General features: G+C 38.9%; 11 protein-coding genes. All 11 read right to left on the reverse strand.

Annotated elements, in window-relative coordinates; all coding sequences use genetic code 11:
* Positions 1-104 precede the first annotated feature (104 nt).
* The 11 genes from IEX29_RS18115 to sufD all read right to left on the reverse strand — a co-directional run bounded on the left by IEX29_RS18115 (position 105) and on the right by sufD (position 17,183).
* Entirely contained in the window at positions 105-764 is a 660-nt protein-coding gene (locus tag IEX29_RS18115) for a YvcA-related protein (RefSeq protein WP_188735916.1), read from the reverse strand.
* 675 nt (positions 765-1,439) lie between these two features.
* A complete protein-coding gene (locus IEX29_RS18120; RefSeq protein ID WP_229720279.1) occupies positions 1,440-3,752 on the reverse strand; it encodes a polyprenyl synthetase family protein in 2,313 nt (770 codons plus the stop codon).
* A 121-nt stretch (positions 3,753-3,873) separates the two neighbouring features.
* Positions 3,874-5,088: an ethanolamine utilization protein EutH gene (eutH, locus tag IEX29_RS18125; protein ID WP_188735918.1), complete on the reverse strand. Its 1,215-nt coding sequence runs from the start codon at positions 5,086-5,088 to the stop codon at positions 3,874-3,876.
* A gap of 238 nt (positions 5,089-5,326) precedes the next feature.
* Positions 5,327-7,975, reverse strand: coding sequence for a cation-translocating P-type ATPase (locus IEX29_RS18130; protein ID WP_188735920.1), 2,649 nt, complete (start codon positions 7,973-7,975; stop codon positions 5,327-5,329).
* Positions 7,976-8,374: 399 nt separating this feature from the next.
* On the reverse strand, positions 8,375-8,845 hold the full coding sequence (gene nrdG / locus IEX29_RS18135) for an anaerobic ribonucleoside-triphosphate reductase activating protein (RefSeq protein WP_188735922.1): 471 nt from the start codon (positions 8,843-8,845) through the stop codon (positions 8,375-8,377).
* Positions 8,845-10,722 carry an anaerobic ribonucleoside triphosphate reductase gene (locus tag IEX29_RS18140; protein ID WP_188735924.1) on the reverse strand — a complete coding sequence of 626 codons (1,878 nt, stop codon included), beginning with the start codon at positions 10,720-10,722 and terminating at the stop codon, positions 8,845-8,847. Before IEX29_RS18140 ends, nrdG begins: the two co-directional genes overlap by 1 nt.
* 259 nt (positions 10,723-10,981) lie before the next feature.
* On the reverse strand, positions 10,982-11,959 hold the full coding sequence (locus IEX29_RS18145) for a TraB/GumN family protein (RefSeq protein WP_188735927.1): 978 nt from the start codon (positions 11,957-11,959) through the stop codon (positions 10,982-10,984).
* Between the two features lie 838 nt (positions 11,960-12,797).
* Entirely contained in the window at positions 12,798-14,195 is a 1,398-nt protein-coding gene (gene sufB / locus IEX29_RS18150) for a Fe-S cluster assembly protein SufB (RefSeq protein ID WP_188735929.1), read from the reverse strand.
* Between the two features lie 39 nt (positions 14,196-14,234).
* Positions 14,235-14,663: a Fe-S cluster assembly sulfur transfer protein SufU gene (sufU, locus tag IEX29_RS18155; protein WP_188735931.1), complete on the reverse strand. Its 429-nt coding sequence runs from the start codon at positions 14,661-14,663 to the stop codon at positions 14,235-14,237.
* The gene (locus tag IEX29_RS18160; protein WP_188735933.1) at positions 14,650-15,873 is read right to left on the reverse strand and encodes a cysteine desulfurase; all 1,224 of its coding nucleotides are present in this window, start codon (positions 15,871-15,873) and stop codon (positions 14,650-14,652) included. The genes sufU and IEX29_RS18160 overlap by 14 nt, the downstream gene beginning before the upstream one ends.
* Positions 15,873-17,183: a Fe-S cluster assembly protein SufD gene (gene sufD, locus IEX29_RS18165; protein ID WP_188735935.1), complete on the reverse strand. Its 1,311-nt coding sequence runs from the start codon at positions 17,181-17,183 to the stop codon at positions 15,873-15,875. Before sufD ends, IEX29_RS18160 begins: the two co-directional genes overlap by 1 nt.
* Between the last annotated feature and the right edge of the window lie 3 nt (positions 17,184-17,186).

The following is a 17,186-nucleotide window of genomic DNA, read 5'->3' on the forward strand; positions in this document are numbered from 1 at the left end:
TAGCAGATAGTTAATTCCTTTTTTTAACATTTAGGAGAAACTCCTCTTCATATTTTTAAGTAAATAAAAGACCTTGTTAGTAATTTTAAAATATTGATTTCGTCTTATTCTGTAAATTCGACCGATTCCATGATCTCTATTACTTCTTTTTCTATCTTATCCAAGTCAATATTATTTTCATAGTCTGTAAGAATGTTATAATTATAAGCAACTGCTTGATTTGAATTATTCAATTGAATAATTCCTATATAACCATACGCTATTCCTTCTCCATCAGATGTAACATATTCTGTTATTGCATAATGAATGGTTTTATCTTTATATTCTATTACTTCATATTCACCATCGTAGTGCGTATGACCCTTCATAATATTTTTAAATCTATCCACATCTCCTCCTAAATCACCGTGATCATATATCATACGTACAAAATATTGATATTCTTTATCATCGGATTCTGCACCATAACTAATCCTTTCAATAGCCCCTGTATCTGTGGTTGTCATATCATACCGTATTTTACTTAATACCGCATCTTCTGGATATAACATCGTATATTCCCCTGTTTTTGACTGCATTAAATAATACCCTTCCTTTACCGGTTCCGTCGATACCATAAATTCCTGCGTAAATTCATCCTGAAATGCCGTTACGTCTGGTAAATCTTTTGGGTCCATTTCAGAAATTTCTTTTTCATTACAGCCTGTTAATACTAGACAAACCAATATCCCAATTAATATATATCTTATTAAGGATAATTTCATTTAGACGAATCTTCCCTTCCAAATAGACTTCAAAATTTTGCAGGTTATGTATCACCTTATCTTCTCCAAAATGGTTTAAATCTTCCTGGTTAGTCAGCTGCTTATCTCCTTTTTTATAACGAATCAGCAGGAAAAACATCCTAGTCGCTTCATTCTTTATAACTAAACCTAGAAGAAAACATCAAACCAGTCAACTATTTATAGGTAAATTTATTAAAAATAATCCTAATTTACCAGTTATTATATACTCATATAAATTTAAATCGAATGAAACAAGTCTAGTATTGCTTGTAAAACGAATAAAAAAAAGCACTTCCCTAAGGAAAGCACTATCCCATTCAATTAATTTATTCCATATTTTCAACCATAATCACTTTATTACATAAGATTCCATTCATTCCCTCATGCGAAATAATAAAGAATTAACCCCTGCCTTTGAGCCCCTCATTTAAATAAGCAGACTTTAAACGTTAAAGAGAATTATATTTCATATTATATAAATCCCAATATACTTTTCTTACACTACTCGTACATAGCGTAATCTATATCGTATATTTCTTCAAAAACCACCCTCTCTTCTTCCTTCATAATCATTTATCAAAACAAAAATCCGGATAAACCCCACACTCTAAAACAGAATGTGATATTTAACCGGATTTAGTTAAAGACTCAAAATCAATGATCACGCAATATCAAATAGTCTAACAGCTGATAAAAGAAAGGAATGTCCGGAAGCTTTGCTAATTCTTTTCTCGCTTCCAGGTAATGCTTCCACATTTCCTTCTGTGCTTCTTCTTTTCCCAGAATAGAAACAAAGGTCGAACTATTGTTCCGTTGATCCTGGCCAGGTTGTTTGCCTAATAACTTCGCATCACCTGTTATATCCAATAAATCATCCTTAATCTGAAAGGCAATCCCCGCGTGATAAGCTAATTGCTTCACGGCCTGCTTACGCTCATCTGACTCCCCGGCAATAATAAGCGGCATCATCAGCGCCGCTTCAAATCCAAGGCCGGTTTTATAAACCGATAATTGCCTTAACTCACCAAGCGTTAAAGAGCTTCCTTTTGCATGCAGGTCAAAGAATTGGCCCTGACACATCTTTTGCGTAGTCCGGGTGGAATAAGCAATGAGCTCCAAAAGCCGGTTGGGATCGGGATGCTTGATAACAGCCTGTTCTTCTACCGCGCGCTGTGTTAACCAGAGCCCGGTCAGTTCAGCGGTTGCATGGTTATATTTCTCATGTAATGTCTGCTTGCCTCTTCTAGCAGAAGCATTATCCTGGGAGGGCAGATCATCAAAGATAAGAGAGGCTGTATGCATAAATTCTACCGATTTTGCTAATGGCAATATTACATTGTCGGGAAGCTGAAGCCCTTCCTTTGCCATAATCCAAGTCATAATCGGCCGTAAACGCTTGGCATTGCCTGACAGACTGTAGTTTGCTGCTTCTTTTAAGGCATTTCCCTTCGATTCAAAGGTAAGATGCTCTTCCAATGGTTCTTTTATAGCTTTCATTTTAGCTATGAACTGTATCTTTGATTGTTTATTTTGTTTTAATGTATCTAAAAATTGATCGCGAATCCATTTATCAAAGAAGGCCACATTGTGACTTCGGTTTACTATTTTTTCTAAAGCTCTGTCAAAATCCGGATCAAAGGAAAACTGATGCCTGAAAGCTTGATAACGTTCTTTTCCCAATTTTGCCTTCAAACGTTTCAGACCGTTGATTGCCCGGTCCAGAATAATATCCCTTATCTCTGATTTCCCGGGATAAAGCTTATGGACAAAGTAATAAATCACAGACCAATACATGGCAAAGGGATTTATTAAGCTGGAATTCTGATTAGGATACGTAACAAAATACGTATACGGCGTTACATTCTTATTTGCGAGATCTTCATCCAAATCTGCCAAATCATCAGCAAGCTGATTGTACATACCATAATGAAACATATTTTCCTCTATATTCTCACCCTCTGAAAAAGGTTTAAAAGAACGGATAATCAGCCTGGAGGAAGCTGATTTTAAAATAACGGATGTGTACAGTTCTTCATTTGTATAATTGTTATGATCTAATCGCTTTTGCCTGTCCAGTTCCTGTGCTTCGAAAAATAAATAAGCATTTTCCAGGAAAATCTGTCTATTTGCCTCTGGCTGACATGACTTTAAATAGTAGAATGCTTCTGCCAATTCCTCATGCACTGCAGAAATGAACTCCCAATGCTTATCCTGCCAGTCAGCCTCCTGTACCGGAATTACTTCTCCTGCTAATAATGTTTGCCGGATAAAAGAGGCAAAGGATTTCTTCTCAGCTGCTGTTAGCATATCTGCATCCAGAACATCATCAATCAAGGGGTAAGTCAGACCATAATAATAGCCCGTACGGACGGCCTGATCTAACATCTGCCTTCTTGTTTCTTTAGACAGTCCGTCGTCCAGTTCTTCAAATTCATGCATGACGACTCCGGCAATAATTTTCATTATTTTACGTTTTGCTTCGTTTTTATCCAATCCATCAGGAAGTATTGTGGAAACACGCCTCAGTTTGTCGGATACCCAAAAGAAAGCCTCTTCCAATGATTCTTTCTCTGCCATTTGGTACAGCTCAGTAACATGGAACGGTACTTGCTGTTCTTTATTATTCAAATAATTTTTAACACCTTCTGTTACGACGGCTATTCTGTGCTGCATCGCTTCCGAGGTAATATCTCTGCCAAGATCACGAAAATAAATATATGAAACACTTCGATGTAAGTAAGAATCAAGCTGCCCCGTTTTTGCAAGCTGGGAAATAAATGTTTTACCCGGCTGATACTTCCAATTATCTACATTTAGCCAAGTTTTTCTTTTGGATTGCTGATAATGATGAAGCGTCTCTGCCAATGTCGACGCAAAGTCTTCTTGTTGTATTTGAGCCTGCAGGATTTGAAAATATGCTTTTGCCTGCTCTTGTTTGCTCTGAAAATAATCCTTATTCATCAACATGATCCGCCCTCATTTTTTTGTTAAGTAATTAAGTATAGCATGGAGTTGGACTTTTAATGACTAATTGAGCAAAACTTAACAAGAACTTTACATTAGAACGAAAAAATAGCCAATCTTTAAATTATTCCTTTTGCGTTTGCAGTTTGTCCTCTTTTTCTAACTGTACAGCCTTTGGAACGGACAATTTAAATGCCAGATAAATAGAAAGGAAAGCTGCGACAATTTTCCCCAGCATAATAGGCAAAATTAAATTGGGCTGAAAATTGGCTGTGAACGATAAATGGTCACCAAATACCGTAGCAATACAGACTGAGAATGCAATATTTATTACCTTATCCTTAGCGGGCATATCCTTTACCATGCGGAACATTGCCAGTGTATTTGCTACGGATGCCACCAGCCCCATACTTCCAACTTCCTGCATTCCCAACGCTTTAGCCAGCTTTTGAAGCGGCTTTGCAAATAGATTCCTGAACAGATAAATAAACGGGAATGAGCCGGCAAGCATGATACCGATAAAGCCGGCAACCTCCAGAGCTCTGAAGGTATCCTCAGAATCTGCAATGATGGGATCAAATCCCCAGCTGCCAAATACAAAGCTGAAAAATCCGGTGAAATGCTCCACAATGGAGAATACCAGAACTAATTTAATACCTGTATCTAAAATTTTCCCATAGATTAAAAAGCCTTTAATCATTTTATCCGGATACAGCCTCAGGCCGATTGCCAAAAGAAGAACAAAGATAATCAGCGGAACCATTGTAATTAGAATTTCCGAAAAGCTTAACAAAAGCGGGTAGAGAGACGTCGCATTCGTTGAGACAGCTTCTCTGATTTCTGGTTTGGAAATAGCAATAAACAGACAGGAAACCAGAATACCAACCGGGATTGTTAAAATGCCGGCCATCACCCCTAAAGCCATATATTTATAATCTTTTTTGTTCACAAGTGCTAACCCGACCGGTATCAAAAATGTAAGTGTCGGTCCTAAAAAATAACCGATAACCATGGCAATAATCCATGATTCCCTTGTCTCCGCCAGTACATCCGCTAATTGATAGCCTCCCATATCCACAGCTATCATGGAGGTTGCTGCAATGGCAGAGTCAATGCCAAATTGATTGAGAAAAGGGCCGATTACCGTAGAAATAAACTGCGATAAGTAGGGAATGGAGGCCATAATTCCGGCACAGGGAACAAATATCTGACCAATCACATAAAAACCTTCCATAAATTCTCTTCCAAGCCCTGTCTCCGCATTTTTTATCGCTGCAAATGCACCTATAACTGCACATGCCATAATTACATAAATAATAAAATCACTAATAAATGCCATGCTTTATGTATGCTCCTCTCTATTCCCACTGTCTCTAATCTGATATGTACTATTTATTTTCTTAGCCTGTTTTAAGCAGCCAATTTATTAATATTATTTACTATACCTGTAAATGGCTTGTTTTCCAATTCCTTTTTGATATATTTTCATTCTGTAAAATGGATTCTTATCAGCCTTCATAATTATAAAGACCCTCTACCCCGCATGAAAACGGTAAAATGTAGAAGGTCTTTATCGTCTATTCAGCTTTTGGAGATTTTTTAAAAAACATTTTAGCAATTTCCATACAAATTACTCCGGCTACAGCTAAACCAGTAGCTGTGCCCCACTCTGCCAAACCAAATTCAGGAGGGATATTAAATACCTCTCTGGCAAATGGCAGCAGGGTAATGCCATATAAAACAAATCCTAATACCACTGCTCCAATTACGTATTTATTTGAGAAGAAGCCCAGCTTAACTGAAGTCTGTGTATTCGAACGCGCTGCAAAGGTCTGCAGCGTACGCGACATAATTAATGTGGTAAATGCCATCGCAACGCCCATTTCATTTGAATGAGACAGGCCGATGTAGAAAGAAATAATAACTGCAGCTGCAATTAATATTCCCCTTGTTAAAACGGTCTGCAAGGTACCGCCGGCAAATATCCCTTCATTTACCGGACGCGGCTTCCGTTTCATAACTCCGGCTTCTGATTTTTCTACCCCGAGTGCAATCGCAGGCAGGGAATCATTTACTAGGTTTATAAACAAGAGCTGTAATGCTGTAAATGGATTTGGCAGGTTAAAGATAACAGCATACAGAATAGCAATAATCGCTCCCAGGTTTCCTGCAAATAAATAGCCGATCGCTTTTTTAATATTATCAAATACAGTTCTTCCAACCTGTACAGCATTAACAATAGAAACAAAGTTATCGTCGGTCAGAATCATTGCAGAGGAATCTTTGGATACATCTGTACCGCTTCCCATGGCGATGCCGATATCCGCCTGTTTTAAAGCAGGAGCGTCATTCACCCCATCACCTGTCATCGCCGTTACCGCACCTTTTTGCTGCCAGGCGCGTACAATTCTTATTTTATTTTCAGGTGATACCCGGGCATAAACAGAAATTTGCTCCAGCTTGTCCTCTAATTCTTTATCTGACATCTTATCGAGCTCTCTTCCCGTGATGGCAATATCATTATCTCCCATCAGACCGATATCTCTGCCGATTGCCTGTGCTGTCGTTTTATGGTCACCTGTAATCATGATTGTCCGGATTCCTGCTGATTTTGCTTCTTCAATGGAGCCATATACAGCCTCTCTCGGCGGATCCATCATTGCCGTTAAACCGACTAATACAAAATCCTTCTCATCTTCATAAGTTATCTCTGTCTGATTTTCTGGCAAACGTTTATAACCATATGCCAGAACACGCAGAGCCTGATTGGAAAAGTCTTCATTCGCACCTTCAAAACGCTCAAGCAAGTCATCTGTCAGGGGCTGCTCTTCACCATCCAGCAGCGCATAACCAGCTCTATGGAACATGACATCCGGCCCGCCTTTAACAAATAACAGTCGTTCCCCGTCTATATGATGTACGGTAGACATCAGCTTACGGTCGGAATCAAACGGGAGCTCCGCTTCTCTCGGATATTTTTTTCGTAATTCCTGATAGCTGTGAGCGTGCTTATCCGCAAATTGAATTAACGCAACTTCCGTCGGATCTCCAATCTCCTGTTCATCCTGATTAATATAGGAATCATTACAAAGCGCTGCAATATAAACAAGTAATTTCTCGGATTTCCCCCAATCATCAGGATTTTCAGGTAAACGTTCATTTTTATGAAACGGTAAAAAATCATCCGTAACTGTCATCTTATTCTGTGTTAATGTACCTGTTTTGTCCGTACAGATAATACGTGTAGAACCGAGTGTCTCTACAGCCGGGAGCTTGCGGATAATCGCATGCTGTTTTGCCATTTTATTCGTACCAACAGATAAAACAATAGTTACAATAGATTGTAATGCCTCCGGAATGGCAGCAACAGCAATTGCCACAGAGAACATCAACGCATTTAATAATGCAGTTGTTGTATTTGCCTCACTGTCTCCGAACCAGATACGAGCTGCCTGAACAGCAAAAATGGCAATACATAAAATAAGGATGCCTACACCAAGCTTCTTACTGAAACTATTTAATTTCTGCTGCAATGGTGTTTCCTTTTGCTCTGCAGTGGAAAGCATATCGGCAATTTTACCAACCTCTGTTTGTCCGCCTGTACCTGTCACAACAAAAGTACCCCGTCCATAGACAACTAAGGAACTGCTGTACACCATATTCAGACGATCTCCTAAAGCAGCTTCTTCCGCAATAACCTCCGTATTCTTCTCTACAGCTTCAGATTCACCAGTAAGCATTCCTTCATTTACCCGCAAAGAACCACTCTCTATCACACGTCCATCAGCAGGAATATAATCTCCTGCCTCCAGGTAGACAATATCTCCGGGAACAAGCTCTTTTGCAGCAATTGTTTTTTCTGTACCATCCCGCATAATCTTGGCTTCCGGGGCGGACATATCACGCAATGCTTCCAGGGAGCTTTCTGCTTTTCTCGTCTGTACAACACTAATCACTGAATTGATTAACAGTACAAGAAATATAATAATGGACTCGACCCATTCTCCAATTAGTATTTGCACAGCAGCGGCTGCCAGCAGTACAATAACCATCGGATCTTTAAAGGTTTCCAGGAAAAGCTTCCACGTCGGAATTTTTTCTTTATCTTCTATTTCATTATAGCCATATTTCTCAAGTCTTGATGATACTTCTTCACTCGATAAGCCCTGTTGTGAGGTATTCTGTGCTTTAAGAACATCTGCTGTCTTTTTTTGATACTCTTCCATTTCTAAATCTCCCTGCTTGTTCATTTTTTCGGCTAACTATTATCTTTATATCCTTAGAAACTTTACTCCTCATTCTATCTGCTGTTTTTAATGCATTTCTATTCATTAAACAACAAATCTCTATCTTGAGCTATTACCCTTTTTCATTAGCTTGAAACCTTTTCCCTGCCTGGAAGATGTTTTTGCTGTACTACACCCTTATTCTTTCATGCTTTTAAAAATAATTTAGCGGTCTTTTTTATGTACTTCCATTTTTTCTGTTCGATTTAACTAATCTAACTACTAGTATATACTGATTTTCTACTTTAAAGCGTATGAAACTTATATTGTGATTTTCTACAAATCAAAAAACTGACCTGGATTTTTACTACATTTCCAGATCAGTTTTTGATACCTGTTTCATCCTATTATAGTTTTCTTCATTTCAATAATCCGCTGATTCCGGCTTCCGCGAAACGATAGGGTTAAATCCCGTTCTACTAAAATAAATGGACCGTCCACCAGTACATCTACATATTTGAGAAGCTCCAGCTGATGCGGATCTTTATTTTCAAGCAGCTGTTCTATTGTCCAGCCTGTATAAGCCCATATATTTTTACCATGTGCTTTCAATTGTCTGGCAACATTTGCCACTGCTTCCGCCTGGTAAAAGGGATCTCCACCGCTTAATGTAATATCTGTTAAAGGGTTCAAAGCTTCCTTAACAATCTGCTGTACCTCCATTTCCGTGCCATTTCGCAAATTCCATGACCTTGGATTATGACATCCTTTGCAGAAATGGGGACAGCCGGCAAAGAATATAACCGTACGCAGTCCTTCCCCATCGACAACGGAATCATGATAGATAGACAATACTCTCGCCGTTTCCATTAGACATGCCTCACTCTGTCATGCTCTTCAGATGCCTTAGCAGTATTCCATTTATCCATTGTTCCTACCAGATAGCCGGTAATACGCCGAATCCGGTCAAATTGTCTTTCATCGGTTATCCCGCAGCCTGGACATTCATTATCAATCATTCCTGTGTATCCGCAGCTTTTGCAGCGATCGACTGGATGATTTATACTGCCATATCCAATTCCGCTTTCAGCCATCGTTTTTACGAGTGTATCGATTGCTTTTACATTTTTGCTGATATCTCCATCTACTTCAATATAGGTAATATGACCAGCATTTGTATATGGATGATATACTGCTTCCCGTTTTATTTTCTCCACAGCACGGATTGGATAGTACACTGGGATATGAAAAGAGTTCGTATAATAGTCTCTGTCTGTAACTCCTTCTATCACTCCGAAATCCTTTTGATCCTGTTTTGTAAAACGGCCGCTTAAGCCTTCTGCAGGTGTTGCAATCAGCGTATAATTCAAATTATAACTTTCCGAAGCCTCATCACATTTTTTCCGTAAGAAGGAAACAATCTTTTCTCCCAATTCCTGTGCCTGCTCTGATTCTCCATGATGCTTGCCTGTCAATGCTTTTAAACACTCTGCCAAACCAATAAAACCAATACTTAAACTCCCCTGCTTCAACACTTTTTCCAATCTATCTCCGGGATCAAGTTCATCACTGCCTGTCCAGACACCTTCTCCATGCAAGAAAGTGAAATTATTCACAAGTTTATTCGTCTGAAATAAATATCGTTCATATAATTGACGGATGATGATTTCTGCATAATCCTCTAACTTCTGCATAAATGCTTCCATAGTTGAAGCTGTAAGAGCTATTTTTACTAGATTAATACTGGTGAACGAAATATTTCCACGTCCTACACTGTTTTCCTCTCCATGCCGATTCGCCATAATACGCGTACGGCAGCCCATATAAGCTACTTCTGAATCAGGATTTCCTTCTTCATAATAAGCTAAGTTAAACGGTGCATCAATAAAGCTGAAATTTGGAAAAAGCCGTTTTGCCGTTGTTTCGAGAGCTAACTGATACAAGTCATGGTTTGGCTCGTCTTTGTAAAAATTAACTCCTTTTTTCATTTTAAAAATTTGAATTGGAAAAATAGGGGTCTCTCCTTTTCCCAATCCTGACTGTGTAGCTAAAAGAAGATTCTTTATAATCAGCCTTCCCTCCCTGCTTGTATCTGTCCCATAATTAATAGATGTAAATGGAACTTGACCGCCACTTCTTGAATGGAGACTATTTAAATTATGTATGAATGCTTCACAGGCTTGATAACATTCCTGATCTGTTTCATTCCAGGCTAAGGTCTCCAATTCTTTTTGATCAAGAGGAAGTTGATATTGCTGTAATTTATGCAGCCGTTTTTCATAGGATTTCTTCACATAGGGAGCCAAATCATAATCAAATGCTTGAAAGCTCTGACCGCCGTGCTGTTGATTTTGGTTACTTTGAAAAACAATTGCCGCCAATGCCATCGCACTCATAATGCTTTGCGGGGATCGCATATGTCCATGGCCTGTGTTAAATCCTTTTTCCAATAATTTTCCTAAAGGAATTTGACAGCAGGTCGATGTCCCAGTAGGCATATAATCTAAATCATGAATATGAATATAGTTATCCTTCATTGCCTGCCTTGCTTCCGGATTCAGCATCTTTTGTTTTGCATAAAATTTAGCACTCTCACTGGCAAATTTGTTCATTTGCCCACATGGTGATTTTCCATCAACATTTGCATTCTCCTGGATTAAATCCTGATTAGAGCTGGATACAATATCCTCAAAACCCTGCATTAAATCTATATTTGTGCTTGCAGGGGATTCTTTTATTTCTACCATCTTCTATTCCTCCCTATTCAACTTGCCAAAAAACTATATATAGTACATTAAACCAAAACCATTACTATATATAGTTAAATCATAAACGAAGTTGCCAGAGAGTTCAAATGTACATTTTATGACTTTTTAAATATACTTATGATTTTACTGTTTCCGCTTCAGATAAAAATTCTCTGTCATTTCGTTACAATTATAGAAAAATCTCGTAAGTATGCGCGTACTTACGAGATTTTTAAAGTTATTTTACATATGATTAGATTTAATATACGTGCTCCACGTCATAGCCTTTTTCTTCAAGCTCCGTTATAATACTTGGATCAACGGTGAAATGAGCCGTCCCTACAAAAACAAAATAAACCTGACCGCTGTCCTCCTGTAAAATTTCATCCAGACTGTTTGCCATATCCATATTCCGCTTATCATTCAATTCTTCCATATACTCATCATTAATTCCTGCTTCATCATATCCAGCGGACATACTTTCCATCGATTCGATATCTCCCTTAAGCCATGCGTCAGCGAGCTCTTCCATTTCCTCACCAGCTTCATCATATCCATCAACAGCTAATTCCAATGTCTGTATTTGTGTTTCCATAGAGTAACCGCTAAGTATCTCAAATTGTTCTTCCGCACTTTCTAAAGAAACAATTTCTTTCCCGTCCTCTGTTGCTTTTTCAAGAAAATATAAATCAACAGCAGCTTGTGAATCGACGTCACTCGTCATGGTGACAAGTTCAAGCAGCATCATCTCCACGAACCATGGTTGGAATTCATTCATAGATTCTAAATCCAAACCATTCTCCTCAAAAATAGATGCCAGCTCCGCATATGTATCTTCCGGCAGCTCTTCTTCCAGTGTACTGTCATCTTCATATGTAGCATATTCTAATACTTCTTGCTGTGAAGGCGTTTCTTCCAGCAAATTAAATTCGGGCAGCACAACATCTGCACTGTCAAATGCTTCTTCAATAGCAGGGTCTAACGGGTAGAAATCATCGTTTCCTAAGTGAATCGTTCCCTGTAAATACATTTCTGTATCACCAGACTCCACCTTCCATAAGAAGCCTCCATTTCCTTCGCCACTCTCTTCTTCTGTCCCTTCAGCAGCCCCGTCCTCTTCTGTTGCAGAAGAATTATCTGCTGTGTCTTCTGTTTCTGTTGCATCTTCACCACTACTGCATGCAGTCAATACACCTGCAAGCAAAAGGGTAAATAATGATAATAAAAGCTTTTTCATTTTAGTTCCTCCTATTCTTTTCCTGACTTTATCATAAGACCTTTTCATTAGCCTATCATTATTTACACCACAAATGGAAGAAAAATGAGGTTGAATACTGCATTATTTGGTACGAATGGAGCCTATATACATATAACATAGTCTATAAATGATGATTGAAATAGATTTTAATCATTAATCATTGTATTGATAATCTACAATTGCAAATTTTAAACCAAGGTAAACATTATACTCATTTGAATTATAAACAAGCACATAGTTGTTTCCCTGATCTTCTTCCAGTAATTCTAAAACATAACGAGGAGTACTGTCGGTTCAGATAATAACAAAATCAGGACGTTTTAGGGCATGTCTTAAAATGAACAGGGGATTTTTCAAAAGGATCAATAAAATCAGCTTTTATGCCGCAATTCAGGAGCATATCACGATAAACAGGCCCGTTATTTCCTGTAACGATTAAAACATTGTAATCTCCTAAGTATGCTTTTTGAAAAGAGACTGACTCTTTTTTAGTGTTAGATTTCAACCTTTCTTTTTAGAAGATTTTTGGTCTAATAATCTATCCTCATTCATTAGTTTTTTAGACCTGTATTTCCAGTAAATGTCCACATTGCCGTCGTCATTTAATATTGCGGAAGCAGGAGAGTTATCCTGCGTCTCCTGAGAATCTGGTTTCACCCTTTTTAAAAGTTCTTTCTTTTTTCTTATTACAATTTAATTTTTAATTTGTAGGAGTTTATACGATCAATTGGGAATGCAGATTGCATTGTGATAATAAAAAAAGTGACTACCTCATATAAATTTGAGTAGTCACTTTTTCATTATAGTTTCTTAATTTTTATCCTATTGAACCTTCCATTTCGAAGCTGATCAATCTGTTCATCTCAACAGCATATTCCATTGGCAGTTCTTTTGTAAATGGTTCAATGAAGCCCATAACAATCATTTCTGTTGCTTCTTCTTCTGTTAAGCCGCGGCTCATTAGATAGAAGAGCTGTTCCTCAGATACTTTAGAAACTTTTGCTTCGTGCTCTAAGGAAATATTGTCGTTAAGAATTTCATTATATGGAATGGTATCGGAAGTCGATTCATTATCCATAATAAGTGTATCACACTCGATATTAGCGCGGGCTCCGTCCGCTTTACGTCCAAAGTGTACTAAACCGCGGTAAGATACTTTACCGCCCTGCTTAGAGATGGATTTAGAAACAATGGTTGAAGACGTATTTGGTGCCAGGTGATGCATTTTCGCACCAGCATCCTGCAATTGTCCCTTTCCTGCTAAAGCGATAGACAGCGTATTTCCGCGTGCGCCTTCTCCTTTTAGAAGGATAGATGGATATTTCATAGTCAGCTTGGAACCGATGTTTCCATCAATCCATTCCATCGTTGCATTTGCATCACAAACTGCACGTTTTGTAACAAGGTTATATACATTGTTCGCCCAGTTTTGGATTGTTGTATAACGGCAGTAGCCATCTTTCTTAACAATAATTTCTACAACAGCACTGTGAAGAGAGTTTGTTGTATAAACCGGTGCTGTACAGCCTTCTACATAGTGTACAGATGCATCTTCATCAACAATGATGAGTGTACGTTCAAACTGTCCCATATTTTCAGAGTTAATACGGAAGTAAGCTTGTAATGGTGTTGTTGCTTTTACGCCTTTTGGTACATAAATAAATGATCCGCCAGACCATACTGCAGAGTTTAATGCAGCGAACTTATTATCAGCATAAGGAATAACTGTTCCAAAGTATTCTTTAAATAATTCTTCGTTTTCTTTCAGTGCAGTATCTGTATCTTTAAATACAATACCAAGATCCTTAAGGTCTTCCTTCAAGCTGTGGTAAACTACTTCTGACTCATACTGTGCGGATACACCGGCAAGATATTTTTGCTCTGCTTCCGGGATACCTAATTTATCAAAAGTCTGCTTGATTTCTGCAGGCACCTCATCCCATGTTCTGCCTTGCTTTTCAGAAGGTTTAACATAGTAAACAATCTCATCGAAGTCTAAACCAGTAAGGTCCCCGCCCCATTGCGGCATTGGACGCTTGTAGAAATGCTCTAATGCCTTCAGACGGTAGTCAAGCATCCACTGCGGTTCTTCCTTCATTTTCGAAATTTCTTTAACAATATTTGGCGTTAATCCTTTTTCTGTACGGAAAATAGATACGTCTTTATCATGAAATCCATATTTATACTCTTCAATTTCCGGCATATTTTTTGCCATTGTTAATAACCTCCCTCTGACAGAAGAAAAACCTCTGTCTTATTCATCATGCACTCCCTTTTCCATCGCTTTCCATGCAAGTGTTGCACATTTAATCCGTGCAGGAAATTGAGAAACTCCCTGAAGTGCTTCAATGTCGCCCATATCCTCTGAATCGATGTCTTCTCCTAACATCATTTTAGAGAACATTTCTGACATTTTTAGTGCCGTTTCTACTTCCAGTCCCTTAATCGCCTGTGTCATCATGGATGCAGATGCCATACTGATGGAGCATCCTTCTCCCTGGAACTTCGCATCCTTTACAATTCCATCCTGGATGTCTAACTGCAATTGAATACGGTCACCGCAGGTCGGATTATTCATATCGACTGTCACAGAATCCTTTTCCAGTGTTCCTTTATTACGCGGATTTTTATAATGATCCATAATAACTTGTCTATAAAGTGTATCGAGGTTATTCAAAGCCATTCCCAAAATACTCCTTTGTCTTTAACAGCCCAGCAACTAAAAGATCAATATCCTCTTTCGTATTATAGAGATAGAAACTGGCTCTGGCTGTTGCAACCACATCTAACCATTTCATTAAAGGCTGTGCACAATGATGACCGGCCCGGACAGCGATTCCTTCCGCATCAAGAACTGTCGCAGTATCATGCGGATGTACGTCATCCAGATTAAAGGTCACCAGCCCTGCCCGTTTCCGAGGTCCATAAATCTGAATACCATCGATTGTTTGCAATTGCTCTAACGCATAGGCTGCCAGCTCTGTCTCGTGAGCCAGTATTTCATCCTGACCGATTTCGTTTAGGAAGTCGATTGCTGCTGCAAGCCCAATCGCTCCAGCAATGATAGGGGTACCGCCTTCAAATTTCCAAGGCAGCTCCTTCCAAGTAGAATCATATAGATTCACAAAGTCAATCATCTCTCCGCCAAATTCAACCGGCTCCATATTTTCTAAAAGCTCCTGTTTACCATAAAGAACGCCTATTCCAGTTGGTCCACACATTTTATGGCCTGAAAAAGCATAAAAATCACAATCAATATCCTGCACATCCACTTTGATATGCGGAGCTCCCTGTGCACCATCTACAACCATAACAGCATGGTGCTGGTGTGCTATTTCCGTGATTTCTTTTATTGGATTAATCGTTCCAAGAACATTGGAAACATGTGTTATCGCAACGATTTTTGTTTTTTCATTTACAGTATCTCTAACATCATCAAGTGAAACCGTACCGTCTTCCTGTAATGGCAAATATACTAAACGGGCTCCGGTTGCTTTAGCAGCCTGCTGCCAGGGAATCAAATTACTATGATGCTCCATTGGCGTAATCACTATCTCATCACCGGAGCCTACATTGGCTCTTGCGTAGCTCGATGCTACCAGGTTCAGCCCCGCTGTTGTCCCCCGGTTAAAGATGATTTCTTTTGTGCTCTTCGCATTAATAAATTCCCGAACCTTTTCACGTGCTCCCTCATACTGATCAGTTGCTCTTGATCCCAAGGTATGCACCCCGCGGTGAACGTTGGAATTATTATATTTATAATAATCACTCACCGCTTCAATAACCTGAACCGGTTTTTGTGAGGTTGCGGAAGAATCCAAATATACTAAGGGATGCCCGTTTACTTCCTGTTGAAGGATCGGAAATTGTTCTTTAATGGCTTTTACATCCATTAATAAACTTTCCTTTCGATCACTTGTGTTAATTGTTTACGGACAGACTCAATTGGAATTTGAGATACTACAGGAGCTAAGAAACCATGAATAACTAATCGTTCTGCTTCTTCCTGCTCCAGCCCTCTGCTCATAAGGTAGTACATCTGCAATGGATCAACACGGCCTACAGAAGCAGCGTGACCTGCTGTTACGTCATCTTCATCAATAAGAAGGATCGGATTAGCATCTCCGCGGGATTTTTCACTTAGCATTAATACGCGAGATTCTTGCTCAGAATTCGATTTTGTTGCACCGTGTTCAATTTTACCAATAGCGTTAAAGATAGTGGAGGCTCCACCTTTCATAACACCACGTTGTAGAATATATGCGTCTGTTTCTTTACCAAATTGGCGAATACTCGAGGTAAAGTTTTGTGTTTGCTTTCCGCGTCCTACAGATACAGCTTTTGCTTCCGAATTTGCATTATCACCTAACAGATAAGTGATATTCTCAGAAACTGTATTTCCATCATTCATTTGACCAAGCGCCCAGTTGATTTGTGCATCACGCTGAGCTACTCCGCGGCGATTTACATATGTTGTCGTACCTGCCGCAAAGTTATCTACTGCACCATATGCAACCTGTGCGTTATCATGAGCAAATACTTCTGTCACAAGGTTGGCAACAGTTTCTTCTGTATCATTATGAGAAATATAGTTTTCTACATAAGTAACAGAGCTTCCTTCTTCTGCTACAACAAGCACGTGATTTAACAGTGCGCTGTCTGTATCCTCCTGCCAAAAGATTGCCTGAAGCGGATCTTCTATTTGCAGATTCTTAGGAACGTATACAAATACTCCGCCGTTCATAAGTGCAGCATGAAGTGCTGTCAAACGGTTCTGATCAACTGCAACAGCATCACTCATATAATATTTTTCTACTAACTCGCTATGCTCATTCATCGCTGTGAAAATATCAGTGAAAATTACACCTTTATCCTGAAGCTCCTGAGAAAGACTGTTATATGCCGCAGTTTGATTACGTTGAATATATAAGTTCTCCATGCTGGCATCTTTATCAAAGTATGCTTTCAGCTCTTCAGGCAGTTCATCAAGGGAAGCAATTTTAGCTGCTTCTTTATAAGAATGCTGGAAGTCAGTAAAGTTCCAGTTTGAAATTTTTGTTTTATCCGGTTTTGGCATATCTAGTGAATCAGCCATTTCCAAAGCTTTTGAACGAAGCGTAGCCATCCAGCCCGGTTCATTGCGGTCTTTGGAAAATGCTTGAATATATTCTTGATTGAATGGAAGCTTGGTTTCTACAGTCATGAT

It is taken from the genome of Oceanobacillus neutriphilus, from assembly GCF_014645515.1.
Lineage (GTDB): Bacteria > Bacillota > Bacilli > Bacillales > Amphibacillaceae > Oceanobacillus > Oceanobacillus neutriphilus.